The sequence below is a fragment of the Nocardia sp. NRRL S-836 genome (genome assembly GCF_001279525.1).
Lineage (GTDB): Bacteria > Actinomycetota > Actinomycetes > Mycobacteriales > Pseudonocardiaceae > Lentzea.
On the sequence record NZ_LGDY01000102.1, the window covers coordinates 148,461 to 174,784 of the forward strand.

The window sequence follows — 26,324 nt, forward strand, 5'->3', positions numbered from 1 at the left end:
TGGGTCGGCGGGCTGCGGTCGGCCCTGGATCGGCGGGCCGAGGTCGGTTCGGAATCAGCGGGCCGAGCCCGGTCCGGCGTCAGCAGGCCGAGTTGGTCTGGGTCAGCAGGCCGAGCTTCCAGGGCAGCTGGTTGTAGTCACCCCCGGCGTTGGGATCCATGCCCTGGTAGAGGTAGCGCAGCTGACACGGGTTGATCTCCATCGTCTGGTCGATGCCGGAGCGGATCATCTCGCCGTGGCTGATGTCGCGCGTCCACTGTCCACTCGGGAACGTGACGTTGTTGTGCCTGGCGAACGGGTTCGACTCCTCGGCGGCCAGCGCCGTCCACGGGCCGGTGATCGCCGGGGCGGTCCAGGTGCGGAACCAGCGCCGGCCGTCCGAGCCGATGGCCTCGTGCACCAGCAGGTACTGGTTCTTGCCCGCGACCTTGTAGACGTTGGAGGCCTCGAACAACCGGTTGCGGTTCGAGTCCTGCAACGCGATCACGGTGTTGGTGAACCCGTTGGGGTACTGCGCCACGGTCGTCTCGGAGCGGTACAGGTGACCGTTGTCGTCGGAGGAGAACAGGTAGCACTTGGCGGTGTCGCACACGACCCAGAAGTCGACCCAGTAGCCGTTGCCGATGTTGTCGCGGATGATCTGCGGCATGCCGTTCGCGTAGAAGTTCTTCGGCGCCGACCACGACGACGGGTTGGAGATGTCGGTCGTCGTGGAGTACGACGCGTTCGACCCCGTCTGGTACACCAGGTACCACAGGCGCTGGGGCGCGAAGTAGAACACGTGCGGCGCCGCCTTGTAACCGGTGCCCACGGCCGTGCGGTCCAGGTAGTAGTGCGGTGCCGAGGACGCCTGCGACCAGTCGCTGAAGCTCGTGTACATCAGGTTGTAGCCGTTGGTGTACACCGAGGCGAACACGTGGTACTTGCCGTCGTGGTAGACGACGCTCGGGTCCTTGACCGAGTACACGGTCCGGTGCGCCGAGTCCGGCTTCGGAGCGATCAGCGCGCCGCTGGAGGACCAGCGGAAGCTCGACGGCAGGTTGCCGACGGGCGGGTTGCCGGTCGTGGTCGTCGTCGTGGTGGTCGTGGTCGTCGTGGTGGTGGGGCCGACGTCACCGGTGCACAGGGTGCCGTTGAGGGTGAACGCGGTGGGGTTCGGGTTGCTCGTGCCGCTGGCGGTCCCGTTGAACCCGAACTCGACCCGGCCGCCGGTGGGGATCGCGGCGTTGTAGGAGACGTTGCGCGCGGTCACCTCGGCACCGGACTGGGCCACCTGGGCGTTCCACGCCTGCGTCACCTTCTGGCCGGCGCCGTAGCTCCAGGTCAGCGTCCAGCCGTCGACGGCGTCGCCGAGGTTGGTGACGGTGACGCTCGCGGTGAACCCACCGTCCCATTGCGACGGTGCGGCGTAGGTGACCGAGCAGCCGGGGGCCGCCGACGCGGGCGGCAGTGCCACCGCGGTCAGCGCGGACACCGCCATGAGCGGCACCGCGGCCAGGACCGTGAGCCGGGCCCGGCGGGACGTGAACAGTCGTCGTGCGAAGAACATGATCACCCTTCGTCGTCGGAGGGTCGGGCGAGCGGGGGTCAGGGGCTGCTGCAGGTCGCGGCGCCGACCGCGGGGGCGGCCGAGCCGGCGGCGAGGAAGCCGAACGTCGTGCCGGCACCGGGCGCGACCGTGCCGTTGTAGCCGGCGTTGGTGACCGTGACCGAGCCGCTGGCGGTACCACCCCAGATCTGGCTGACGGTGTGCCCGCCGGGCAGGCTGAACCGGACCGTCCAGCCGCTGAGCGCCGCCGCGGTGGGGTTGGCGACGGTCACCTCGGCCTGGAAGCCACCGTCCCAGTGCCCGGTCACCTGGGCCGTCGCGGTGCACGAGCCACCACCGGGCTGCTGCGGCTCGCCGATGCTGCCGGGCACCGCGGACAGCGCGTTGAACCAGACCGCGGCCATCTTGCTGTAGCCGGCGGCGTTGGGGTGGATGCCGTCGGGCAGGTCGGAGATCGGCACCGCCGAGTACATGTCGACCACGTGCACCCGCTTGCCCGCCGCCGCCTTCGCCCGCAGCAACGGCACGATCGCCGCGTTGTAGCCGCGCACGGTCGGGTCGGCGAACCGGATCGGGATGATCGTGGAGACGAACACCTCCGCCGACGGCGCCTGCGCGGTGATCTTGTCCACCAGCGCGGACAACCGCCGCGGCGCACCGGCCGGGTCGCTGCTGTACATGTCGTTGGTGCCGATGTGCAGCAAGATCGTCCGCGGCGTGTAGGTGCGCAACCAGTTCACGACGTTGGCGTCGACCTGCGCGATGGTCCAGCCCGGATGACCCTCGTGGTTGCGGTCGGGCATCGAGGAGGGCCCGTCGGCGAGCGACCCGACGAAGTCGACGTTGCGCCCAGCCGCCCGCAGCCTCGCCCCCAGGTCGAGGCGGTAACCACCGATAGAGCCGCCCTGGGTGATCGAGTCGCCGAGCGGCATGACCCGCACCGGATCGGCCTGGACGTCCACAGAGGACTCCCCCGCGACCGCGGGCGGTGCCACCAGCAGCACAGCGATGACGGCTGCGCACAGCGCTTTGAGCGGGCTCGGCATGGGTGAGCCTTCCCGGGAGACCGGGTGGTAGGCCCGAGGTCTCCCTGCGTCTTCGTTGACGAGCGGTCAGCGCAGGGGCCGACTCCCAGCAATGTAACCAGGCAGTCACAGGGGGTCAAAGCTAAAGTTGTGAGCGTTAACCTTTAGCTGTGCGCTGGTTTGGGCGTCGAATGCCGTTCGACGCGGGGGTAGACTGTTAGCGCGAACATTTGGCCCGAGGTGGGTGGGCTGTCGGTGTACGGGGCGCGGGGCGCTCCGGGTGGTCGAGGCTGCGCGAGAGGCCGAGCCGGCGGTGGCACAGGGGCGAACTCGACTCGGCGGGCAGGCCAGTGGCGGGCAGGCCAGCGGTACGCCGGCTCTGCGTGCACCCCGCCCTGCTACGCACCGCCTGCGGTACGCCAGGCACTGCGGTACGCCAGCCCTGCGATGCGCCCGACCCCGCGATCCGCCAGCCTTGCAATGGCGCCCAGCGCTGCAGCGAGCAACCCGAAGGCATCACAGGCTCGCGCAGGGGTCCCCCGCGGACTCAGACCCCCCGCGACCCAACCTACTCACGGGGACCGACAGTTTCGCCCCCTCGACGCCCGCACCCAGGTCAGCCGCAGGGAGGCGCCACCGAGCCACCCCTCCGCACCGGCACCCCAGCCCCGCGGCAACCCAGGCTCGCAGCATCGCAAGCTCACGCAGGGGTCCCCCGCAAAGCCGGGCCCCCCGCGACCCAACCTACTCACAGGGACCGACAATTCTGGACGTCGCCGCCCGACGCCCAGGTCCGCCGCGCCCGACGCCCAGGTCCGCCGCCCGCCGCCCCTGCCCCTCACCACCCGGCCCCAGGTCAGCCGCGCGGAGGCGCCACCGAGCCACCCTCCCGCACCGGCATCGGCACCCGGTGCACCATCGGCGCCCGAGCGTCACGGCCGCGCCGTTCCACCATGTCGACCAGCACCTTGACGGCCTGGGCGCCCAGCTCGTGGTGCGGCAGGGCGATGGTGGTCAGCCGGGGGCGCATCCACGACGCGACCGGGTGGTCGTCGAAGCCGATGACCGAGACGTCGTCGGGGACCGAGAGGCCGGCTTCGGCGAGGGCCTGGTACGCGCCGAAGGCCAGGCGGTCGTTGAAGCAGACCAGGGCCTTGGGCAGGTGGTGGCGCAGCAGGTCCCTGGTGGCGTCGTAGCCGTGTTCGGGTGTCCACTTCGGACAGCGGTGGGCGCTGACCACCTCGACGCCTGCGGCGGTGAAGACGTCGCGCAGGCCGAGGAGGCGTTCCACGGCCGCGATGCTGTTCGGTGGCACGTCGTAGGCGCCGGGGCCGGCGCCGATCAGGTGGACGCCGTGTTCGTGGCCGGCCTCGACCAGCACGAGTGCGGCCGAGCGGCCGGCCTGCAGTTCGTCGGGGACCACCGACGGGGCGCCGGAGCGGGTCCAGGCGGTGGCGTTGAGCAGCACGGCCGGTCCGTCGTTCACGCCCTCCGGCACGACGATCGCCCTGGTGTGCATGGCGGCGAAGATGATGCCGTCCGCGCGGCGGTCGCGCATCGACTCGACCAGTGCCCGTTCGATCACCTGGTCGCCGCCGGACTCGCCGACGAACAGCATGAAACCGTGCTGGTAGGCGGCATCCACGGCGCCGCGCACCATGTCGCCGGCCAGGCCCGATGACGCGACCGTGTCCGAGACGAAGCCGATCGTCTGCGAACGGCCGGTGCGCGGGCTCGCGGCCAGTGCGCTGTTGCGCCGGTAGCCCAGTTCCTGGGCGGTGGAGCGCACCCTGCGCTCAGCCGCCTCCGAGATGCGCAGCTCGCGTGCGCGGCCGGTCAGGACGAGTGACGCCGTGGTGACCGACACCCCGCTCGCGGCCGCCACGTCGGCCAGTGTCACGCGCGTTCGTCCCACTCCGGATCCGCCTCCCGTCGCAGTACGGGTTCCGACCGCTCATCCGGTCGGAAGGTTGCACGAAATGCTTGTGGTTCACACGTTCGCGGGCCTGGCGTTCGCCGGGCGGTCCTGGCGGAGGGACCACCGGGCGGGCGCCGGCCCTACCGCTTGAGCCGGCCGGGGTCGCCGGCCCTGCCGCGGCGCACCAGCCACGCCTCGGTGATGTGGGTGAACATCGCCTTCGCCGCGCCGGGCGCGTCGCGGGCCGCGAGGCGCTCGTAGATGCGGCGGTGCCCCTTGTTGGAGGCCTTGCACAGGTCCCGGTCGCTCTTGCCCTGGTAGCCGGACGTGTGGATCACCTGGCCCTCCAGCGCGCGCACGACACCGCGGGCGATGCGGTTGCCGGACGCCTGCATGATCGTGTCGTGGAACAGCCGGTCGTGCTCCTCGTAGGTGGGGGTGTCGTCGACCAGCTCGTCCATCCGGTCCACCAGCGCGCGCAACCGGTCCAGCACGTCCTGCTCCAGCGTGCGGGCGGCGACCTGGGCCATGTCCGACTCCAGCAGCCGCCGGGTGACGACCACGTCGTCGAGGATCGCGAGCGTCTCGTCCTCGGCGATCGTGGCGCCGAGGACCAGCTCGTCGAGCATGTTCCACTGGGCCTGCGGTGTCACCGTGGTGCCCGCGCCCTGGCGCACCCGGACCAAGCCCTTCTCCTGCAGCACCTTCACGGCCTCGCGGACCACGGTCCTGCTCACCGAGAAGGTCTCGCAGAGCACCGGCTCCGGCGGCAGCGTCGTGCCCGGCGGGTAGTTGCCGCGCACGATCCGCTGCACGAGCTCCGCGGTGACGGCCGTCGCGAGGTTGGCCGGTCGCCGCGTCCAGCCGGGACGCACGGCGGTGGCCGGCTCCGGCTGCGAACGTGTCGCTGACATCTTGCCTCCGTTGCGCTGCCCGACGTCGGTGGCGGCGATCCGACAGTATACGTAACACCATTGACGTCACACGTCATACGAGTTACGTTCCGACTTGTTTCCTGACGCGGGTGTCACACCGCTTCCAGCGGATCCCGGCGCACCGGCCACCGTGGTCGTCCTCCACCACCACGGCAGCTCCACCTCGTCGTCCACACCGGACACAACTCTGCCCCGTCCGCCGCAACGGGAGGGTGACCAGGCCACACCCCTCACCAGGAGGTCCCTTGTCCACGTCCTCGTTCCCCGACACGCGCAGGCGGGCCGCGTTCGCCGTCACGGCGGTGGTGGCCGCCGCGCTCGCCACCGCTCCCCCCGCCACCGCGGCCACCACCACCCTCTACGCCTCCCCCACCGGTACCGGTACCGCCTGCACCGCCACGGAACCGTGCGCGCTGCCCGCGGCACAGGCCGCGGTGCGCTCCCGCACCGGCTCGATGACCGGCGACATCGTCGTGGAGCTGGCCGACGGCGTGTACCGGCTCTCCCAGCCGCTGCGCTTCACCTCGGCGGACTCCGGCACCGGCGGCTACCGCGTGCTGTGGCAGGCCGCCGCGTCGGCGAAGCCGGTCATCAGCGGCGCCAGGGCGGTCACCGGGTGGTCGGTCGCCGACTCCGGGAAGAACATCTGGCGGGCGAACGTCGGCACCGGCGTCGACAGCCGCCAGCTCTACGTCAACGGCGCCATCGCCAGCCGCGCGCGCACGCAGGTCAACCGGGCGGACTTCACGTTCACCGACACGGGCATGCGCTTCTCGAACAGCGCGCTGAACTACCTGAACACCCTGGCGAACCAGAACCGCGTCGAGGTGGAGAGCGTCAACTCGTTCACCGACCGGTACTCGCCGGTGCAGAGCATCAGCGGCAACTTCCTCACGATGCAGCAGCCCGCCTGGAACAACAACACGTTCGGCTACGACACGCTGAGCAAGCCGCACCGCGCCGGGCCGCTGTACCTGGCCAACGCCTACGAGTTCCTGGACGCGCAGGGCGAGTGGTACCTCAACCCCGGTACCGGCACGCTCTACTACATCCCGCTGGCCGGGCAGAACATGAGCAACGTCAGCGTCGAGCTGCCGACGCTGCAGTCGCTCGTGAACGTCGGCGGCACCTACGACGCTCCCGCGCGCAACATCACCTTCAGCGGCATCACCTTCACCGGCACGTCGTGGCTCGGCCCCAGCAGCAACCAGGGCTTCGCCGACCAGCAGACCGGCGCGTACATGTCGGGCAACCAGAACTGGCCCGCCGACCGGATCAACTCCTGCCAGAGCGGCTGCGCGCAGTTCGAGGCGGTGCGGCCGCACTGGTCGCAGATGCCGGCGGCGGTGCAGGTCTCCGCGGCCAGCGGCATCACGTTCACCGACTCGCGGTTCTTCAACCTGGGTCAGACCGCCATCGGGATCGGCAACGACGCCAACGCCCACGCCAGCGGCGTCGGGCTGGGCGCGTCCGGCATCACGGTCACCCGCTCGGAGATCGCGCGCACCTCGGCCGGTGGCGTCGTCGTCGGTGGCGTGCGGGCCGACGCCCACCACCCGAGCGACCAGCGCATGGTCAACCGGGACATCACGGTGAGCTACAACCGCATCCACGACATCGCCGTCGAGTACCGCGGCAACGTGTCGGTGCTCAACACGTACGTCAACGGCGCGACCGTGGCGCAGAACGAGATCTACAACCTGCCGTACTCCGGCCTGTCCCTCGGGTACGGCTGGGGCGCCAACGACGCGGGCGGCAGCAACCACTACGCCAACCGCGGCCTGTACAACTACCAGCCGCGGTACTCGACGCCGACGACCGCGACCGGCAACCGGCTGCTCAACAACTACGTGCACGACGTCATGCAGCAGATGACCGACGGCGGCTGCATCTACACGCTCGGGTGGAACCCGAACGCCGAGATCAGCGGTAACCACTGCCTGCGCACCAACGGCTGGTTCGGCCTGTACTTCGACGAGGGCTCGAAGTACTACCGCGCCACCGGCAACGTCTTCTCCGCCACCGGCACCTGGGCCACCGCGAACTACTGGGGTGGCGAGAACATGGGCAACTGGACCGTCAGCAACAACTGGTCGACCAACAACAGCACCAACATCACCAACGGCGACCGCGGCAACGTCGTCAACGGCAACGTCGTGGTGTCCAACGGCAACTGGCCGGCGGGTGCCCAGGCGGTGATGGCGAACGCCGGACCCGGCGGCACCGGTGGCGGCGGCCGGGAGAACGTCGCGGTCGTCGGCGCCCAGTCGAACCGCTGCCTGGACGTGGCCGCCGCGACCAACAACACGCAGGCGCGGCTGTGGGACTGCACGGGCAGCGCGAACCAGCGCTGGAGCCACACGGCGGGCAAGCAGCTGACGGTGCAGGGCAAGTGCCTCGACGCCTCCGGTCAGGGCACGACCAACGGCACCGCGGCGATCCTGTGGGACTGCCACGGCGGCCTGAACCAGCAGTGGAACGTCAACGCCGACGGCAGCATCAGCGGCGCGCAGTCCGGGCTGTGCCTGGACGCCAGCGGCAACGGCACGGCGAACGGCACGCTGGTCCAGCTCTGGACCTGCCACGGCGGAACGAACCAGCAGTGGGCGTTGCGCGGCTGAGCCGCGCGGCGGGGTGCGGGGACCGGCGCCGTCCGGTCTCCGCACTCACGGCGCACGGCAGTGCCCCGCCACGGCCGGGGTGCTGGCCGTGACGGGGAACCGGTTCCCTGCCGGAGGAACGTCAGGAGGAGCAGACCGCTCCGTTCAGCGCCGGCGACGCGAACGGCGGCGCCGACCCGGTGTAGTTCGCGTTGTAGCCGATGGACACCTGGCCACCGGACGGGATCGAGCCGTTCCACGCCGCGTTGGCGACGCTGACCGTGTCACCGTTGTCGCTCCACGTGCCGCTCCAGCCCTGCGTGACGGTCACGCCGGGCGCGGAGAAGGTGAAGGTCCAGCCGTTGACGGCGGAGCCGCGGTTCTCCAGCACGATCTCGGCGCTGTAGCCGCCCTGCCACTGGCTGATCACGCGGTGGCTCGCCCGGCAGCCGCTGCCGGGGTTGCCGCCGGTCGTCGTGGTGGTCGTGGTGGTCGTAGTCGTCGTGGTGGTGGTGGTCGTGGTGGTGATCGGGCCCGCCGCCAGCGCGAGCTCATAGGCGCGCTGCGGCACGAACTGGCCGGCCGGTCCGATGCAGCCGTCCGACTCGCCGGGCAGCTTGATCCACAGGAACGCGTCGATCTTGCTGTCGCCGGTGTTCGCCGTGCTGGGCGTGCCGATCGCGCGGCCGCCCGGGTCGCACCACTCGCTGCCGGCGGGGCCGTTGCCGTTGCGGCTGGTGTCGATCACGGCCTTGAGGCGGCTGTCGCCGACGGCGTTCAGCACGGACTTGGCGAAGTTCACCTCGTCACCGGTCGAGCGGTAGTTCGACACGTTGGTCGAGATGCCGTCTGCGCTGTTGGAGATGTCCGCGGCACGCAGGCGGTTCGCGGCCTCACCGGCGTTCAGCCACGCGCTGTGGCCGATGTCGAAGTACACCTTGGCCTGCGCGGAACCGGACTTGAGCTTCTTGCCCGCGTAGGCCATCGAGGCCTTCGTCTGGTTCTGCTGGTCGGCGCTCTGGCAGCTGGTCATGATCGGCAGGACGTCGGGCTCGAGGATGATCGTCGCCGGCCGGCCGCCCAGACCCGCCGCCACCTCGTCCACCCACGCCCGGTACGCCTGGTGCGACGGTGCGCCGCCGCCGCTGGCGCCGCCGCAGTCGCGGTTGGGGATGTTGTAGACCACCAGGATCGGGATCTTCCCGGCCGCGGCGGCCGCGCCGACGAACGAGCTGACCTCCGACCGGACCGTCGAGGTGTTGGTGGTGGTGTACCACCGCGGCTGCGGCACGGAGGCGATCCGGTCGCGGATGAGCGCGGCCCGCGAGTCGCCGGGGTTGGCGGCCACCCACTTCGCGCTGGAGCTCGACGGGTCGACGTAGAACGCCGACTCCGCGGCGCTGACGGTCGCGCCACCGCTCACCGCCATGACGACGGTCCCGGCCACCAGGGCGCCCGCGGCCGCGCAGGCGCCCGCCGCCCGCCGCCACGTGCCGGCCGGACGGTGGGGCAGGGACGAGGAACCACGGGTCGGCGTGCTGGCGCCGGCGCGTGCAGGATCGGTTGTTCTCATTCAGGTCCTCGCAGCGTCGTTGCTGTTCCGATATGGGGCCGAACAATCATGAGAGCGCTCTCACAAGCAATGTGGCGGAAATGTCCACTCAGCCGCTCGTCTGGATCGAACCCACCGTAGGCACGGCTTCGAGGACGGGTCAAACGCTAAAAATGTGAGCGTTAACTTTAGCGTTGGGCGTTCGACCGCCCTTCAACAAATCGCGTTCGACGGATTCGATGAGCGGACTGGGAGCGCTCCCTGCATTTGGTAGCCCGTTCAGCTCAATCTCGCCGGCAAACCGTTGCCATCGCCTTGTGAGCGTGAACATGGAGCTGCCACACTCCTTGACAGGAAAGGCAACACCTTCGACGCACGCAGCGAGGCCCGGCACCGGCGCACCGGGCGCTCAGCCCGTGCGAACTGTTCGCCCTGCCCATCGAGCCCGGCATTCGGGCATGTTTCGAAAGTGTGGAAGATGAAACTGACATCGAGGTCAGTGTCACTTGTGCCAATCGTTTCGGCAGTCGTCGCGGCGGCACTCGGTACGACACTGGTCGTCACCGCCACCGCGAACGCGGCCACCACTCTCGGCGCCGCAGCGGCTCAGAGCGGTCGTTATTTCGGCACCGCCGTGGCCGCCCAGAAGCTCGGCGACTCGACCTACGTGAACCTCCTCAACACGGAGTTCAACATGGTCACCGCCGAGAACGAGATGAAGTGGGACGCGACCGAGCCCAACCGCGGTCAGTTCAACTACTCCGGCGGCGACCGCATCCTCAACCACGCGTTGAACAACGGCAAGCGCGTGCGCGGTCACGCCCTGCTGTGGTACCAGCAGCAGCCGCGCTGGGCCCAGGGGCTCAGCGGCTCGGACCTGCGCCAGGCCGCCATCAACCACGTCACCCAGGTCGCCACCCACTACAAGGGGAAGATCTACGCCTGGGACGTCGTGAACGAGGCGTTCGCCGACGGCAACAGCGGCGGCCGGCGCGACTCCAACCTGCAACGCACCGGCAACGACTGGATCGAGGCGGCGTTCAGGGCCGCCCGTGCCGCCGACCCCGGCGCGAAGCTCTGCTACAACGACTACAACACCGACAGCATCAACCCGAAGTCGACCGGCATCTACAACATGGTCCGCGACTTCAAGGCCCGCGGCGTGCCGATCGACTGCGTCGGGATGCAGTCCCACCTGAGCAACAACGCGCCGTCGGACTACCAGGCCAACCTCCAGCGCTTCGCCGACCTCGGCGTCGAGGTGCAGATCACCGAGCTGGACATCTCCGGGTCCAACCAGGCCAACGCCTACGGCGCGGTGACCAGGGCGTGCATGGCGGTCACCCGCTGCGCCGGCATCACGGTGTGGGGCATCCGCGACAGCGACTCCTGGCGCGGCGGCGAGAACCCGTTGCTGTTCACCAGCTCGGGCGCCAAGAAGCCCGCGTACACGTCGGTGCTGAACGCGCTGAACGCGGGTGGCCCCGGCCCGACGACGACCACCACCACGACCACGACGACCACCACGACGACGACCACCGACCCCGTTCCCCCCGGTGACTGCACCGCCTCGGTGTCGCTGAACCAGTGGAACGGCGGCTTCGTCGCCACGGTGAAGGTCACCGCCGGGTCGTCGGCACTGAACGGCTGGCGGGTCACGACGACCCTGTCCGGCGGCTCGGTCACCGGCTCGTGGGGTGCCAACGGCAGTGGTACCAGCGGCACCGTCAACTGGACCAACGTGGACTACAACGGCAGCGTGCCGGCCGGCCAGTCCACCGAGTTCGGCTTCCAGGGCAGCGGCAGCGGATCGGGCCTCAACCCGACCTGCTCCACGCGCTGACGTCCGGCACCAGCACCAGCCGAGGACGGTTCCGCGGACCGGGCACGCAGCCCGGTCCGCGGGCCTCCCCTGCCCTCGGGAGACAACGATGGTCACAACACGAAGGTTCTGGACGCGCATCGCCGTGGTGGCGGGGCTGCTCCTGGCGGTGACCGCCCCGGCGAGGGCGGACAACCCGGTCGTGCAGCACATCTACACCGCGGATCCCGCACCGATGGTCCACAACGGACGGGTGTACCTCTACACCGGTCACGACGAGGACGGCTCGACCTGGTTCACCATGAAGGAGTGGCGGGTCTTCTCGTCGGCCGACATGGTGAACTGGACCGACCACGGCTCCCCCATGAGCCTCGCCACGTTCAGCTGGGCCAGCAAGGACGCGTGGGCCGGGCAGACCGTGGAGCGCAACGGCAAGTTCTACTGGTACGTGCCGGTCGTCAACCGCGCCACCGGGCGCATGGCCATCGGCGTCGGTGTCTCCGACAGCCCCACCGGCCCGTTCCGCGACGCCATCGGCCGCCCGCTGCTGGAGAACGGCGAGATCGACCCGTCGGTGATGATCGACAGCTCCGGGCAGGCGTACCTGTACTGGGGCAACCCCAACCTCTGGTACGTGCGCCTCAACCCGGACATGATCTCGTTCTCCGGTGGTATCAACCAGATCCCGCTCACCACCGCGGGGTACGGCACCCGCACCGGAGACGCGAAGCGGCCCACCCTCTACGAGGAAGCGCCCTGGGTCTACCAGCGCAACGGCCAGTACTACAACGTCTTCGCCGCGAAGTGCTGCTCGGAGTTCATCGCCTACTCCACCGCGCCGGGCCCCACCGGGCCGTGGACCTACCGCGGCACCGTGATGCCCACCCAGGGCAGCGCCTTCACCAACCACGCCGGTGTCGTCGACTTCAAGGGCAGCTCGTACTTCTTCTACCACAACGGCGCGCTGCCCGGCGGCGGCGGTTTCACCCGTTCCGTGGCCGTGGAGAAGTTCAACTACAACTCCGACGGCACCATCCCCCAGCTCACCATGAGCACGGCCGGGCCTCCGCCCGCGGACACGCTGAACCCCTACACCCGGCAGGAGGGCGAGACGATCGCCTGGGGCAGCGGTGTCGAGACCGAGGTCTCCGGTGAGGGCGGTCTGAACCTGAGCCACACCAACAACGGCGACTACGTGAAGCTGAAGAACGTCGCGTTCGGCAACGGTGCCACCACGTTCACGGCCCGCGTCGCGTCCACCGTCGCCGGCAGCTCCGTCGAGGTCCGCTCCGGCGGTCCGACCGGCACGCTCGCTGGCCGCTGCTCGGTGCCCAACACCGGCGGCTGGCAGACGTGGACCACCGTCACGTGCCCGGTGAGCGGGCTGACCGGCACCCGCGACCTGTACCTGAGGTTCAGCGGTGGCAGCGGTTACCTGCTCAACCTGAACTGGTGGCAGTTCACGGCCGGTACCGCGGCCGCCGCCTCGAACCAGACCACAGGAGATGCCATGTGCACGCCTGTCACCACGCCGGGCGGTCCGCGGGCCGCGCTCGACGGCGATCCGGCCGGCTCGAAGTGTGCCGCGTCATGACCGCCCGGCCGCACCCGACCAGGCCCTCGGTCATCGCGCTGTTCTCGGCGCTGCTGGTCCTGGCCGCCGCCGTCGCGCTCGCGCTGGTGCCGCAGCCGGCCCGTGCCGCGTCACTGGTCCGCGTCACCAACTTCGGCACCAACCCGACCGGCCTGAACATGTACGTCTACGTGCCGGACCGGGTCGCGCCGAAGCCGGCGTTGCTGGTGATGGTGCACTACTGCACCGGGTCCGCGAGCGCGGTCCACAACGGCGGCGGGCGCGACTTCGTCACCGCGGCGGACCGCCTCGGGTACGTGATCGTCTACCCCGAGGCCACGCGCGAGGGCCACTGCTTCGACGTGTCCACCCAGAACGCGTTGCGGCGCAACGGGGGCAGCGACTCCACGGGCATCATGTCGATGGTGACGCACGCGCGGCAGGCCTACAACGTGGACCCGGCGCGGATCGTCGTCGCCGGCATCTCCTCCGGCGCGATGATGACGAACGTGCTGGCGGCGCAGTACCCGGACGTGTTCAGCGCGGGCTCCGCGTTCTCCGGTGTGCCGGCCGGGTGCTTCGCCACCACGGACGGCTCGACGTGGAACAGCCAGTGCTCCGGCGGAAACCTGCTGAAGACCCCGCAGCAGTGGGGTGACCAGGCCAGGGCGATGTACCCCGGCTACACCGGCCGCTACCCGCGGATGCAGCTGTGGCACGGCACCAACGACACCACGCTGGCCTACCCGAACTTCGGCGAGGAGCTCGACCAGTGGACGAACCTCCACGGGCTGAGCCGGACGCCGTCGTTCACCGACCAGCCGCGGTCGAACTGGACCCGCACCCGGTACGGCGACACCGGCACCACGGCGACCGTCGAGGGCATCAGCGTCCAGGGCGTCGGTCACGACCTGCCGCAGTCGGGGATGATCGCGTACGCGATCTCGTTCCTCGGTCTGGACGCCCCGCCCACCACGACGACCACGACCACAACGACGACCACCACAACGACCACGACGACCACCACGACCACGCCGCCGCCCACCGGCGGGTGCAAGGTGGCCGCGACGGTCAACGCCTGGAACACCGGCCTGACCGAGACGATCACGATCAGCAACACGTCGACCGCGGCCGTGAGCGGCTGGCAGCTGCGCTTCACGTTGCCGGGCGGGCAGGCCATCACCGGCGGCTGGAGCGCGAGCTACTCCCCCGCCACCGGCGAGGTGACCGCGCGCAACGTCGACTACAACGGCCAGATCCCGCCGAACGGTTCGGTGTCGATCGGCTTCCAGGCCACGCACACCGGTGACAGCGCGGCCGCGACCGGCTTCACGCTCAACGGCGCGCGCTGCACCGCGGCCTGACCTGCGGCGACGTCCGCGGGTCCCACCAGGACACCCAGGTGGTACCCGCGGACTTCCCGGCCGGCAATGGCGGCGGGGTCGCGCAGCGTGCGCTCGGCACGCGGCCCAGGTCCGAGCACCGGCTCCTCGTGGCAGACCACCGGGGGCACTTCAGCGACCCGCGCACACCCATTGGAGGACCGGCATGGCCGACCTGAACCGGCGGCAGCTCATGAAGCTCGGCACGGGAGCCGTGCTGACGCAGGCAGGGTGGACGGCGACCGCCGGTGCCGCACCACCGCAGGCGCGGGCGGCCGACGACCTCTCGCTGTGGTACGACCGGCCGGCCGGGTCCGACTGGCTGCGCGCGCTGCCGGTGGGCAACGGCCGGCTGGGCGCGATGGTGTTCGGCAACACCGACACCGAACGCCTGCAGCTCAACGAGGACACGGTCTGGGCGGGCGGCCCGCACGACTACAGCAACCCGCGCGGAGCGGGCGCACTGGCCCAGATCCGGCAGCTCGTGTTCTCGAACCAGTGGTCGCAGGCGCAGACGCTGATCGACCAGACGATGCTGGGCAGCCCCGCCGGTCAGCTCGCCTACCAGCCGGTCGGCGACCTGCGGCTGGCGCTGCCCTCCGCGACCGCCACGAACTACCAGCGCTCGCTGGACCTCACGACCGCGACCACCGCCGTGACCTACACGGCGAACAACGTGCGCTACCGCCGTGAGGTGTTCGCGAGCGCGCCGGACCAGGTGGTCGTCGTGCGGCTGACCGCGGAGACGCCGGGCTCGATCACGTTCACCGCGTCGTTCACCTCGCCGCAGCGCACGACGGCGTCCAGCCCGGACGCCACGACCATCGCGCTGGACGGCATCTCCGGCACGCAGCGCAACATCGCGGGCACGGTGAGGTTCCTCGCGCTGGCCAGAGCCGTCGCGGAGGGCGGCACCGTCAGCAGCTCCGGCGGCTCGCTGCGGGTGAGCGGCGCCAACGCCGTCACCCTGCTGATCTCCATCGGCACCAGCTACGTCGACCACCGCACGGTCAACGGCGACTACCAGGGCCTCGCCCGCACCCGCCTCAGCGCCGCCCAGGGCGTCCCCTACGACACGTTGCGGTCGCGCCACGTCGCCGACTACCAGGCGCTGTTCGGACGCGTCACGCTCGACCTGGGGCGCACGGCGGCGGCCGACCAGCCGACCGACGTCCGGATCAGCCGGCACTCCGGCACCAGCGACCCGCAGTTCGCCACCCTGCTGTTCCAGTACGGCCGGTACCTGCTGATCTCCTCGTCGCGGCCCGGCACGCAACCGGCGAACCTGCAGGGCATCTGGAACGACCAGATGGCACCGTCGTGGGACTCGAAGTACACGCTCAACGCCAACCTGCCGATGAACTACTGGCCGGCCGACACCACGAACCTCGGCGAGTGCTACCAGCCGGTGTTCCGCATGATCAACGACCTCACGGTCACCGGCGCGCGCACCGCCCAGGTGCAGTACAACGCCCGCGGCTGGGTCACCCACCACAACACCGACGCCTGGCGCGGTTCCTCGGTGGTCGACTTCGCCGCGGCCGGCATGTGGCAGACCGGCGGCGCGTGGCTGTCGACCATGATCTGGGACCACTACCGGTTCACCGGCGACGTGAACTTCCTGCGCACGTACTACCCGGCGCTCAAGGGGTGCGCGCAGTTCTTCCTCGACACCCTCGTCACCGAGCCGAGCCTGGGCTTCCTCGTCACGAACCCGTCGAACTCGCCGGAGCTCAACCACCACTCCGGTGTCAGCGTGTGCGCGGGACCGACGATGGACATGCAGATCCTGCGCGACCTGTTCGACGGCTGCGCGAGCGCGTCGGAGGTGCTGGGCGTCGACGCCGACCTGCGCACGCAGGTGCGGGCGGCCCGGCAGCGCCTGGCGCCCACCAAGGTCGGCTCCCGCGGCAACGTCATGGAGTGGCTGTACGACTGGGTGGAGACCGAGCCGAACCACCGGCACGTCTCGCACCTCTACGGCCTGCACCCGAGCAACCAGATCACCAAGCGCGGCACGCCCCAGCTGCACGCCGCCGCCCGCAGGACGCTGGAGCTGCGCGGTGACGCGGGCACCGGGTGGTCGCTCGCGTGGAAGATCAACTACTGGGCGCGGCTGGAGGAGGGTTCGCGGGCGCACGACCTGCTCCGCTCGCTGGTGACCACGGACCGCCTGGCGCCCAACATGTTCGACCTGCACCCGCCGTTCCAGATCGACGGCAACTTCGGCGCCACCTCCGGCATCGCGGAGATGTTGCTGCACAGCCACAACGGCGAGCTGCACGTGCTGCCCGCGCTGCCACCGGCGTGGTCCGCCGGCAGCGTCACGGGGCTGCGCGGGCGGGGCGGGTACACCGTCGGCGCGACCTGGGCCGCCGACGGCGCCGTGACCCTGACCGTCACGCCGGACCGCGACGGCACCGTCCGCGTGCGGAACCGGATCTTCGGCGGCACCTTCGAGCTGCGCGACACCACGACCGGCACGGTGATCCAGCCGGCCCAGCCGGAGGCCGGTGTCGCCGAGTTCTCCGGGCTGGCCGGGCACACCTACCGCGCGAGCGGTCAGGGCTCCGGCTCGGCCGTGGTGCGGCCGGGCGTGTACTACCGGCTGGTCGCGCGGCACAGCGGGAAGTACGCCGACATCAGCGGCGTGTCCACGGCGGCGGGCGCGTTGCTGCAGCAGTGGTCCCAGACCACCGGTCTCAACCAGCAGTTCGACTTCCTCGACTCGGGCGGCGGCTACTACCGCGTGCGGGCCCGCCACAGCGGTCTCGTGCTGCAGGTCGCGAACTCGAACACCGGCGCCGACATCACCCAGCAGACCGACACCGGCGCGACCAGCCAGCAGTGGCGCGTGGTTGACCAGGGCGGTGGGGTGATCAGCCTGGTCAACCGGCAGAGCGGTCTCGCCATGGACGTCTGGAACGCGGCGACCACCGACGGCACCCGCGTGTCGCAGTGGACCCCGAACGGCGCCGAGAACCAGCGGTTCCAACTCCAACCAGTCTGACAACCGAAGGGACGACGATGTTCCAGCAACCCGAAGGGCGCTGTCATGGCACGGCATAGGACTGTGCTGGCGATGGCCCTCGCGAGCGCCGTGGTCCTGCTGGGCGCGGCCGGCATCGCGCTCGGCGGCACGGTGAGCGGCGGTGTCGGCGCGGCGGCGGCCACGGCGGGGTGCGGCAAGGCACCGGCGCTGTCGAGCGGCCAGCACACCATCAGCAGCGGCGGTCAGAACCGCAGCTACATCCTGCGGCTGCCACCCGGTTACGACAGCAACCGGCAGTACCGGTTGTTCGTGGGCTTCCACTGGAGGGGAGGCACCGCGAACGACGTCGACTCCGGTGGCACCGACGGCTACAACTGGTCGTACTACGGCCTGCGCAAGCTGTCCGACGCCGCGAACAACGGCACGATCTTCGTGGCGCCGCAGGGCAACGGCAACGGCTGGGCCAACCCGGGCGGGCAGGACCTGAAGTTCGTCGACGACCTGGTCAACCTGCTCGGCTCGAGCCTGTGCATCGACACGACGCAGCGGTTCGCCGGCGGCTTCAGCTACGGCGGCGGCATGTCGTACGAGGTCGCCTGTGCGCGCGCCAACGTCTTCCGCGCCGTGGTGGTCTACTCGGGCGCCCAGCTCAGCGGCTGTGACGGCGGCACCCAGCCCATCGGGTACATGGGCGTCCACGGCGTCAGCGACAACGTGCTCGGCATCGGCCTGGGCCGCGGGCTGCGCGACACGTTCGTGCGCAACAACGGCTGCACGCCGCAGAACGCGCCCGAACCGGCCGCCGGCAGCAGGAGGCACATCGTCACGAACTACAGCGGCTGCCGGGCCGGGTACCCGGTGGTGTGGGCGGCGTTCGACGGCGGGCACACGCCCGGCCCGATCGACTCCGGCGGTGACGGCTGGCGCACCTGGACCTCCGGCGAGGTCTGGAAGTTCCTCACCCAGTTCGCCGGCGGCGGTGACCCCACCAGCACCACGACCACGACCACGACGTCCCCCGTCACCACGACGCCGCTGCCCGTGGGCGACTGCAAGGTCGGCGCGGAGGTCAACGCCTGGAACAACGGGCTGACGGCGAGCATCACCATCACGAACACCGGCACGGCGCCGATCAGCGGCTGGTTGCTGGGCTTCACGCTGGGCAGCGGGCAGAGCATCACCGGCGGCTGGAACGCCACCTACGACTCGACCACCGGGCGGGTGGGCGCGACCAACGTCTCCTACAACGGCGACATCGCGCCGGGCACGTCGACCAGCATCGGCTTCCAGGCCACGCACACCGGCAACACCGCCGCGCCGTCCCAGTTCACCCTCAACGGGAAGACGTGCACGTCCGCATGACCCCCACTACAGAGAGCGCGACCAACCTGATGCGCACCAAGCACATCCTCCGCCGGGCGTCGTGGCTGCTCGCGGCCGCCGCACTGGCGCTGTCGGGCAGCAGCGTCGCCCAGGCGCAGGTGCCCTCCGAGCCGACCGCGCTCGCGGGCACCGCCGGCTGCGGCAAGGCCCCCACGCTGCGCAGCGGCAACCAGACGATCCAGAGCAGCGGCAAGACCCGCTCGTACATCCTGAGCATCCCGGACAACTACGACAACACCCGCCAGTACAAGCTCGTCTTCGGCCTGCACTGGCTGGGCGGCACCGCGCAGCAGGTGGCGGGCGGTGGCAGCGACGGCGACGTCTACGCCTACTACGGCCTGCGCAGGCTGGCGAACAACTCGACGATCTTCGTCGCGCCGCAGGGCCTCAACAACGGCTGGGGCAACTCCGGTGGCGAGGACGTCCGGTTCGTCGACGACATGATGAGCCGGATCGAGAACGACCTCTGCGTCGACACCACGCAGCGGTTCTCGCTCGGCTTCAGCTACGGCGGCGCGATGAGCATCTCCCTCGCGTGCTCACGCCCGACCGTGTTCCGCGCCATCGCCGCCATCTCCTCCCCCGGCGAGATCAGCGGCTGCGCCGGTGGCACCGCGCCCGTCGCGTACATGGGCATCCACGGCATCAACGACAACATCGGCTCGGGCCGCAGCCAGCGCGACCGGTGGGTCAGGAACAACGGCTGCACCCCGCAGAACGCACCGGAACCCGGTCCCAACAGCCGCACGCACATCACGACGAAGTACGCGAACTGCCGGGCCGGCTACCCGGTGGTGTGGGCGCCGTTCGACGGCGGCCACCAGCAGGGGCCCGTGGACGGGTGCGCGGGGTGCGAGAGCGGTGCCCGCAGCTGGGTGAAGAACGAGGTGTGGGCGTTCTTCACCGGTGAGGCGCCGCCGGCGCCGACCACGTTCCGGCTGCGCGGTGAGGCCGCCGGCCGCTGTCTCGACGTCAACGGCGCGAGCACGGCCAACGGCGCGCAGCTGATCACGTGGGACTGCCACACCAACGCCAACCAGCAGTTCACCCAGGACGGGCAGACGTTGCGGGTGACCGGCAAGTGCCTGGACGCGCCCACCAACGCCGGTTCCGGCACGCGGGTGCAGATCTGGGACTGCAACGGTGGCGCGAACCAGGCGTGGCAGCTGACCGCCGGTGGCACGGTGACCAGTGTCCAAACCGGACTCTGCCTGACCTCCGCCGGGACGGCCAACGGTGCGGCCGTGACGGTGGCGACCTGTCAGGGTGGCGCGAACCAGCGCTGGGCCAAGGCCTGAGGGAAGGAGTGCGCGACTCTCACTCCGAGCGTCGCGCACTCCTCCAGGACGGTGTTCTGGGACGACGTCCACGCGTGCGGGCCGCATTCCGCACGCGGGCCGTCGTCCGTCGACCGCCCGGTCCTGGGCACCTCCGCGGCAGCGGAACCGGTCAGCCCCTACGAGCTCACCCTGCGGTGTGCCGCCGGGTCCGGGGTGCTCGCCCGCCGCGACAGCCGCGGTGGCAGCAGCATCAGCGGCGGTGGCTGCTTGCCGTCGAGCTTGGCCGCCAGCAGGTCGACCGCGTGCCTGCCGAGCTCTTCCGCCGGCAGCCGCACCGACGTGAGCGGCGGCGACATCTGCTCGGCGAGCTCGTCGGGGCAGATCGCGACCACGGCCACGTCGCCGGGCACCTGGCGCCCGGCCGCGCGCAGGCAGGCGGTGATCCAGCCCAGTGCCGCCTCGTTGTGCACGACCAGCGCCGTCATCGACGGGTGCGCGCGGACCAGTGCCTTGGTGGCCCTGAGCACCGAGTCGTGGTCGTCCTCAACGGACAACGCCGTCGCCGCGACGCCTCTGCGCATCGCGGCCGCGCTGAAGCCGTTCATCGTGCGGTGCGCGGATCCGGTGCTGCGCCGGTACACCGCGCTCGGCGCGCCCAGGAAGCCGATGGAGCGGTGCCCCAGGTCGGCGAGGTGGTCGACGCACTTCGCGCCGGCCGCCTCGAAGTCGAGGTCGACGCAGGTGAGCCCGCGTGCGGTGGCCGGATGTCCGATGAGGACGGACGGCTTGGACAGCTGCCGCAGCAACGGCACGCGGTCGTCGTCCATCTCCACGTCCATCACCAGGAAGCCGTCCACCTGGGCGCTGTTCGCGGCCCTGCGCAGGCCCGAGGCGCCGTCGTCGGCGGTCATCAGCAGCAGGTCCATGTCGTACCTGCGCGCCGTGGTGACCGCGGCGGTGACGAACCGCATCATGCCCGGCAGGTGCATGCCCGCCCGCAGCGGCAGCACGAGCCCGATCACGTTCGTGCGGCTCGAAGACAGGCCCCGGTCGGTCACGTGCGGCTGGTAGCCCAGCGCCCTGATGCTCTCCCTGACCCTCGACTTCGTGCCCGCGGAGATCGACCGCTTGCCCGTCAGCACGTAGGAAACGGTGCTCGGGGCGACCCCAGCGTGCCGCGCGACGTCCGCGATGGTGACCACACCGCCCCCTCTCCCGCACTCACTCTGTGCAGCGTTCCGACACCATAGAGATACGGATCAGCTCGTTACAAGAGTGATGTTCGCGTTAACATTGGTCATTTCGAGTGGTCCAGACGAATTCCGCACTGTATGGAAACTTGCCGGTTGGGCACGTTCACAACCTCCGATCAGCGGCTGCGCGGAGGTCCGCCACCTCGGCGGGGGTCAGTGCCCGGCCGTACACCCGCAGGTCCTCGACAACGGCGTCGAGGTACGGGTCGCCCGCGTGCTGCGAGCGCCCGAGCCAGTTCTGGGTCGTGCTGCCCAGCGCGGCCGGGCTCACCGCCAGCCCCGCGTGCCGCGCCACCTCCGCGCCGTTCACGTAGAGCACGCCGAGCTCACCGGCGTGGGTCACGGCCACGTGCGTCCACTCGCCCACCGGAACCGGTTCCGCGTCCAGGTGCCGCTCCGCGCCCGTGCCACCGGTGGTGATCGCGTACCGCAGGCCGCCGCCCGCGCTGAGCGGCGTGAGGCACAGGTAGGAGTTGACGCCGCTGCCGAAGTCGAAGACCCGCGCCTCGGTGGCGGCCGAGCGCAGCCGCAGCCACACCGCCACGCTGAACTCCGCGGCACCGGCGAGCAGCCCGGCCGGCAGCACCACGTGCCCGCCGGCCCCGTCGAGCGACACCGCGGCACCGGCGCGTCCGGTGGTCCACCGCGCGCCGCCGGCCAGCGTCGCGCGCCGGCCGCTGCCGGTCGCGTCCGCGGCGGTCGAACCGTGTCCCTCGCCGAGCCGGAAGTGCGCGATGAACGGCGGCGGCGCGGGGGCGTCACCCACCCGCCAGTAGACGGTGTAGCGCTGGCCGTGCACCCGGTAGAACGGCACCAGCGTCACCGGTCCGGTGCTCGCCATCGCGGTGTACCGCAACGGGGTGCCTGCCGGTCGCAGCGTCGCGGCGCGCAACGTCGGCAGGAACGCGAGGTCGTTCGTGCCGTACTCGCCCGCGAGCACGATCGGGCCGACCTGGACCGTCCGCACCCGCTTGTCGTCCGGCGCGCGCTCCAGGCGCAGCGCCATCGGCAGGGTCAGGTCCACGACGTCCCCGCTGCTCCAGTGGCGGTCGATCCGCGCGTAGGTGCCCGGTGTGGCTGGGTGTTCCTCGACGCCGTTCACCAGCAGCCGCGCGCCCGCCGCCCAGGACGGGACGCGCACGCGCAGGTCGATCCGGCGGGAACCGGTGATCGTGAGCCGGGTGGCGCCCGACTCCGGGAAGGACGTGTCCTGGCGCACCGAGACGCCCCGGCCGGACCAGGTGAGCACGGACGGGATGAACAGGTTGACGTACAACGTGTTCCCGGCGTGGAAGTAGATGCTGCCGCCGTGCCGGGTGTTGGTCTCCATGCCGGTGCCGTGGCAGCAGGTGAAGTCGTCGTAGTCGCTGCTGTAGCTGCGGGTCCCGCCCGCGCGCAACGGCACGAAGTAGCAGTGGTGGCCGTGCGCGGACCGCGGGTCCTGCGCGCCGAGCAGGTGGTTGTACAGCGCCTTCTCGTAGTGGTCGAAGTAGCGCGCCCGGCCGGGGTCGGTGCGGAAGAGCTGCCGGGTCAGCTTGAGCACCGTGTCGGTGGTGCAGCACTCGCAGGTGTGGTCGGACAGCTCGGTGGCGATCCGGTTGGGCGGCCGGAACTGCCCGTTGTTCGAACTGCCGCCGATCGCGTAGGTGTGCGCGCTCGTCACGATCCGCCAGAAGTGCACGGCGATGTCGCGGTACCGCGCGGTGCCGGTGGCGTGGTAGGCCCGCAGCGCCCCGAGCACCTTCTGGGCCTGCGTGCCCGCGTGCAGGCCGTTGAGCTCGTCGGTGCCCAGCGCCAGCGGGTCGAACACCTCGCCGTGCTCGAAGTACCGCGCGGCGGTCAGGTGCGCCGGGTCGCCGGTGAGCTGGTAGAGGTTCGTCAGCACCTCGTTCATGCCGCCGGTCCCGGTGCGCAGCACCTCCTGGCGGTGGGCCTCGGTCAACCGGCCGGCCCGCCAGCCCACCCACGCCGCCATCCTGGTCAGCACGCGCAACGCCCGCGGGCTGCCCACGAGCACGTGCACGTCGAGCAGACCGGCCATGATCTTGTGCAGGGTGTGGTACGGCGACCAGACCGGTTCCCGCGCCTCGGCGTGGCCGATGAAGCCCTCGGGGAACGCCGAGAGGTACCCGGTGCTGTAGCCGGCGATCCTCGCGCGGTCCTGGCACATCGCGAGCTGCTCGACCAGGTAGTCGGCCCTGACCGAGAACGCCCGGTCGCCGGTGCTCGCGAACGCCTGTGCCAGCGCGGAGAGCACGTGCCCGGTCGAGTGGCCGCGCAGCTCGCTGTCCGGCGACTCCCAGCCACCGCAGGGAACCACGCCGGAGGGCAGCCCGACGTTGCGCCGGAAGGTGTGCAGGAGCCGATCGGGGTCGAGGAACCTCAGGTACGCGTGGGTGCGGGCGGTGTTGTCCAGGAACGGTCCCGGCAGCAGAGCGACCGCGCCGAGCGGGAACGGTTCCGCGGCCACGCCGAAGTCCTGGCGGGCGGGGCCGATCCGCACGTGCGGGACCGGTGCGCCAACGGAAAGCACGTCGTGGCGCGGGGATTCTGGCATTGCGCATGACCTTTCGCAGGGGCCTTGGCCATCCGCAGCGTGGTGTCGAACCGAGCCGAACACAAGATCAGCTCGGTTCGACGGCTGCCTTCGAACCACGTCGAACGCACCCGCCGGGCGCCGCCGCCGGGGGTGCGGCCACGGCGGCGGCGGGGGCTCCTGCGCGAGCGGAAGTCGCGCAGGAGCCGGTTCACAGCGGCACTTCGCTCACAGCGCGGGGTAGGCGTTGCGCATGAGCTCCTGGAACTGCGCGGAGAACCACTTGCCGGACAACGGGGCGTCCGGAAGCGCACCGGACAGGTTGTTGCCGTTGCGCACGTTCCCGGTGTAGGTCGGGTCGCACATCTTGTCCGCGCCCTTGCCCTCGTTGTTCGGGATCTCCTTGCTCGCACCGTCGGACTCGCCCGGGGGCTTCATCCACACGTAGGCGTCGATACCGGCCGCCGGAGCCGCCGTCGGCCGCTCACCGAGGCCGGCACCCGACTGGTTGCACCAGTTGCCGAGGTGGATGCGGCGGTCCAGGCGACCACCGTTGACGTAGGCGTCCACACCGGTCGTCGGGCCGGGGCCCGTCGGCCGGGCGCTGCCGCCCCAGCCGTTGCGGCTGGTGTCGATCAGCATGCCGACGTTCGCGTCGAAGCCCGCCTGCACGGCCTTCTGCCGGAACGCCTGCGCGTAGGACAGCTCGTCGACGTACCGGTTCCAGTCCACCCACTTCGACTGGCGCACCGAGGTCCCGTTCACCGAGTCCTCGATCTTGAAGTAGGGCTCGCGCAACGCGCCGTAGTTCGCGGTGTTGGCGATGAAGCCCTGCACGTTCGCCTTCGTGCTACCGGAGGCGTTCGCCGCCTGGAACAGCAGGTCGGCCGTCGCGCCGAAGTTGTCGTCCCAGCCGATCCAGCCGTGGTGGCCGATGTCGAGGTAGTTGTAGACGTTCGACACGGCACCCAGCTTGGCCAGCGCGTAGCCGACACCGGTGATGTAGTTGCCGTTGGCCTTCATCACGTCGCAGGCCGGCACAGCGGTCGGCCGCGGCGAGACGTTGGTGATCAGGTTCGGCAGCGAGTCGATCTCCACCGTCGTGACGATCCGCAGGTCCTTGTACGCCGGCTTGGCGAAGATCGCCGCGATCGGGTCGATGTACTCGGTCTTGTAGCGGTCGATCTCGGTGGGCTTGAGCTCACCGTTCGACGCCAGTGCCGAGCAGTCACGACCGGGCAGGTTGTAGATGACGAACTGGATCACGAGTGGTGAGCCCGCCGCCTGGCGCACCGCCTCGTTCAGGTGTCCCTCGATGCCCCGCGAGTCGACGGTGCCGGTGATCGCCGCGATGCGGTCGATCCAGACACCGGTCGGCTGGTTCGCGACCCGGCTGCCACCGGGCTCCGCGGCGGCCTTGGCCGACCAGTCCGGGTTCACGTACTGCTTCGCGCCCACGTACGGGTTGTCGACCTTGCCGGGGCCAGGACCAGGACCGTTCGACGTGGTGGTCGTGGTGGTCGTCGTCGTGGTCGTGGTCGTCGTCGGCCCGACGTCGCCGGTGCAGGTCGTCCCGTTCAGGGTGAACGTGGACGGGTTGGCGTCGCTGCTGCCGGCGTTGCTGCCGTTGAAGCCGAGATCGATCGAGGCGCCGGTGCCCAGGTTGCCGTTCCACGACATGCTCGTCGCGGTGACGTCGGCGCCCGACTGCGACCAGCTCGCGCTCCACCCCTGGCTGACGCGCTGGCTGCCGGGGAAGGTGAACTTGAGCGTCCAGCCGCCCGACACGGCGTCACCCAGGTTGGTGATCTTCACCGTGGCGCCGAACTGACCGCCGCCCCAGCTGTTCGCCTTGTAGTCCACCCGGCAACCGGGTGCGGCGCCCGCGGGTGCGCTCAGCGCCACCCCGAACGTCGCCACGGCGGTGGCGACCACGACACCCGCCGCGGCCCACCGCCTTTGTCCGTTGAGCCTCATTGCTCCGGATCTCCTGTCTCTCAATGGTGTTTGATCGGCATGAGCGAACACGCGGTGGGCGTGCACTCGAGTCTGTTGAGCCCCAGGTACTCCATGCCCTCCGAGCCGGTCAGCGCGAAGCCGTCGCCGAAGGCGAGGTCCGGGTCGCCCCGGACCTCGCCGTTCGCGAGCGCCGTCCGCCAGGCCTGGTCCAGTCCTGGCCGCAGGACCAGCAGCCCGAGCCGTTCGTACGGCGCCTTGCTGCAGGTCCCCCACTCCGCGATGTACGGCGCGTAGACCTTGGCGCGCACCGGTCCGGCGAACGCGGTGAAGTCCTCACCGTGCCGGACCGTCGCGCACTCGTCGGTCAGCCGGTGCAGCCAGTCGGCGATGCCGTCGACTCCCCGGCTGAGGTCAGGGGTGGGTTCGGCGCGCCCGACGAGGAGGGCGAGCGCGACCGAACCCACCACCAGGAGGGCGAGCAGTGCCCTCATCACCGGACGGCGCACGCCGAACCGTTGAGCGAGAAGGACGTCGGGTTGGCCGGTGCGGCCGCTGTCGTCGTCGC

Annotated in this window: 16 protein-coding genes; 7 read left to right on the top strand and 9 right to left on the bottom strand. The window is 70.6% G+C overall.

Annotation, left to right across the window (positions count from 1 at the left end; genetic code table 11):
• Positions 1-79 precede the first annotated feature (79 nt).
• From ADL03_RS21685 to ADL03_RS21700, 4 genes are all read right to left on the bottom strand, one after another.
• Positions 80-1,549, bottom strand: a complete 1,470-nt coding sequence (locus ADL03_RS21685) for a non-reducing end alpha-L-arabinofuranosidase family hydrolase (protein ID WP_082373350.1) — start codon at positions 1,547-1,549, stop codon at positions 80-82.
• A gap of 38 nt (positions 1,550-1,587) precedes the next feature.
• Positions 1,588-2,595, bottom strand: a complete 1,008-nt coding sequence (locus ADL03_RS21690) for a GDSL-type esterase/lipase family protein (protein ID WP_053735338.1) — start codon at positions 2,593-2,595, stop codon at positions 1,588-1,590.
• 835 nt (positions 2,596-3,430) lie between these two features.
• Positions 3,431-4,474, bottom strand: coding sequence for a LacI family DNA-binding transcriptional regulator (locus ADL03_RS21695; RefSeq protein ID WP_063798666.1), 1,044 nt, complete (start codon positions 4,472-4,474; stop codon positions 3,431-3,433).
• Positions 4,475-4,632: 158 nt separating this feature from the next.
• Complete coding sequence (locus ADL03_RS21700; protein WP_082373341.1) at positions 4,633-5,406, bottom strand: FadR/GntR family transcriptional regulator; 774 nt, start codon at positions 5,404-5,406, stop codon at positions 4,633-4,635.
• 266 nt (positions 5,407-5,672) lie between these two features.
• Between ADL03_RS21700 and ADL03_RS21705 the strand changes: the two genes are divergently transcribed.
• On the top strand, positions 5,673-8,048 hold the full coding sequence (locus ADL03_RS21705) for an RICIN domain-containing protein (protein ID WP_053735340.1): 2,376 nt from the start codon (positions 5,673-5,675) through the stop codon (positions 8,046-8,048).
• A 121-nt stretch (positions 8,049-8,169) separates the two neighbouring features.
• Here the strand turns inward: ADL03_RS21705 and ADL03_RS21710 are convergent, their stop codons facing one another.
• Entirely contained in the window at positions 8,170-9,600 is a 1,431-nt protein-coding gene (locus ADL03_RS21710; RefSeq protein ID WP_082373342.1) for a glycoside hydrolase family 6 protein, read from the bottom strand.
• A 487-nt stretch (positions 9,601-10,087) separates the two neighbouring features.
• Between ADL03_RS21710 and ADL03_RS21715 the strand changes: the two genes are divergently transcribed.
• The 6 genes from ADL03_RS21715 to ADL03_RS21740 all read left to right on the top strand — a co-directional run bounded on the left by ADL03_RS21715 (position 10,088) and on the right by ADL03_RS21740 (position 20,029).
• A complete protein-coding gene (locus tag ADL03_RS21715) occupies positions 10,088-11,422 on the top strand; it encodes an endo-1,4-beta-xylanase (RefSeq protein ID WP_197288536.1) in 1,335 nt (444 codons plus the stop codon).
• Between the two features lie 88 nt (positions 11,423-11,510).
• The gene (locus ADL03_RS21720; RefSeq protein WP_082373343.1) at positions 11,511-12,995 is read left to right on the top strand and encodes a glycoside hydrolase family 43 protein; all 1,485 of its coding nucleotides are present in this window, start codon (positions 11,511-11,513) and stop codon (positions 12,993-12,995) included.
• On the top strand, positions 12,992-14,338 hold the full coding sequence (locus tag ADL03_RS21725; protein ID WP_053735342.1) for a PHB depolymerase family esterase: 1,347 nt from the start codon (positions 12,992-12,994) through the stop codon (positions 14,336-14,338). Before ADL03_RS21720 ends, ADL03_RS21725 begins: the two co-directional genes overlap by 4 nt.
• A gap of 184 nt (positions 14,339-14,522) precedes the next feature.
• Entirely contained in the window at positions 14,523-17,366 is a 2,844-nt protein-coding gene (locus ADL03_RS21730; RefSeq protein ID WP_053735343.1) for a glycoside hydrolase N-terminal domain-containing protein, read from the top strand.
• Positions 17,367-17,438: 72 nt separating this feature from the next.
• Positions 17,439-18,710 carry a cellulose binding domain-containing protein gene (locus ADL03_RS21735; protein ID WP_157529059.1) on the top strand — a complete coding sequence of 424 codons (1,272 nt, stop codon included), beginning with the start codon at positions 17,439-17,441 and terminating at the stop codon, positions 18,708-18,710.
• Positions 18,707-20,029, top strand: a complete 1,323-nt coding sequence (locus tag ADL03_RS21740) for a ricin-type beta-trefoil lectin domain protein (RefSeq protein ID WP_197288537.1) — start codon at positions 18,707-18,709, stop codon at positions 20,027-20,029. Before ADL03_RS21735 ends, ADL03_RS21740 begins: the two co-directional genes overlap by 4 nt.
• A 158-nt stretch (positions 20,030-20,187) precedes the next feature.
• Here the strand turns inward: ADL03_RS21740 and ADL03_RS21745 are convergent, their stop codons facing one another.
• From ADL03_RS21745 to ADL03_RS21760, 4 genes are all read right to left on the bottom strand, one after another.
• Positions 20,188-21,213 carry a LacI family DNA-binding transcriptional regulator gene (locus tag ADL03_RS21745; RefSeq protein ID WP_053735346.1) on the bottom strand — a complete coding sequence of 342 codons (1,026 nt, stop codon included), beginning with the start codon at positions 21,211-21,213 and terminating at the stop codon, positions 20,188-20,190.
• Positions 21,214-21,367: 154 nt separating this feature from the next.
• Entirely contained in the window at positions 21,368-23,821 is a 2,454-nt protein-coding gene (locus tag ADL03_RS21750) for a beta-L-arabinofuranosidase domain-containing protein (protein WP_082373344.1), read from the bottom strand.
• Between the two features lie 207 nt (positions 23,822-24,028).
• Positions 24,029-25,777, bottom strand: a complete 1,749-nt coding sequence (locus ADL03_RS21755) for a glycoside hydrolase family 6 protein (RefSeq protein ID WP_053735347.1) — start codon at positions 25,775-25,777, stop codon at positions 24,029-24,031.
• Between the two features lie 20 nt (positions 25,778-25,797).
• The coding region (locus ADL03_RS21760; RefSeq protein ID WP_053735348.1) for a hypothetical protein at positions 25,798-26,324 on the bottom strand (527 nt) is incomplete at its 5' end.

Bases quoted from the DNA above. Each gene is read 5' to 3' on its own strand.
- ADL03_RS21710 (WP_082373342.1), bottom strand. From the start codon at position 9,600: ATGAGAACAACCGATCCTGCACGCGCCGGCGCCAGCACGCCGACCCGT.
- ADL03_RS21750 (WP_082373344.1), bottom strand. From the start codon at position 23,821: ATGCCAGAATCCCCGCGCCACGACGTGCTTTCCGTTGGCGCACCGGTC.
- ADL03_RS21755 (WP_053735347.1), bottom strand. From the start codon at position 25,777: ATGAGGCTCAACGGACAAAGGCGGTGGGCCGCGGCGGGTGTCGTGGTC.
- ADL03_RS21725 (WP_053735342.1), top strand. From the start codon at position 12,992: ATGACCGCCCGGCCGCACCCGACCAGGCCCTCGGTCATCGCGCTGTTC.
- ADL03_RS21720 (WP_082373343.1), top strand. From the start codon at position 11,511: ATGGTCACAACACGAAGGTTCTGGACGCGCATCGCCGTGGTGGCGGGG.
- ADL03_RS21730 (WP_053735343.1), top strand. From the start codon at position 14,523: ATGGCCGACCTGAACCGGCGGCAGCTCATGAAGCTCGGCACGGGAGCC.
- ADL03_RS21690 (WP_053735338.1), bottom strand. From the start codon at position 2,595: ATGCCGAGCCCGCTCAAAGCGCTGTGCGCAGCCGTCATCGCTGTGCTG.
- ADL03_RS21700 (WP_082373341.1), bottom strand. From the start codon at position 5,406: ATGTCAGCGACACGTTCGCAGCCGGAGCCGGCCACCGCCGTGCGTCCC.
- ADL03_RS21740 (WP_197288537.1), top strand. From the start codon at position 18,707: ATGACCCCCACTACAGAGAGCGCGACCAACCTGATGCGCACCAAGCAC.
- ADL03_RS21735 (WP_157529059.1), top strand. From the start codon at position 17,439: ATGGCCCTCGCGAGCGCCGTGGTCCTGCTGGGCGCGGCCGGCATCGCG.
- ADL03_RS21685 (WP_082373350.1), bottom strand. From the start codon at position 1,549: ATGTTCTTCGCACGACGACTGTTCACGTCCCGCCGGGCCCGGCTCACG.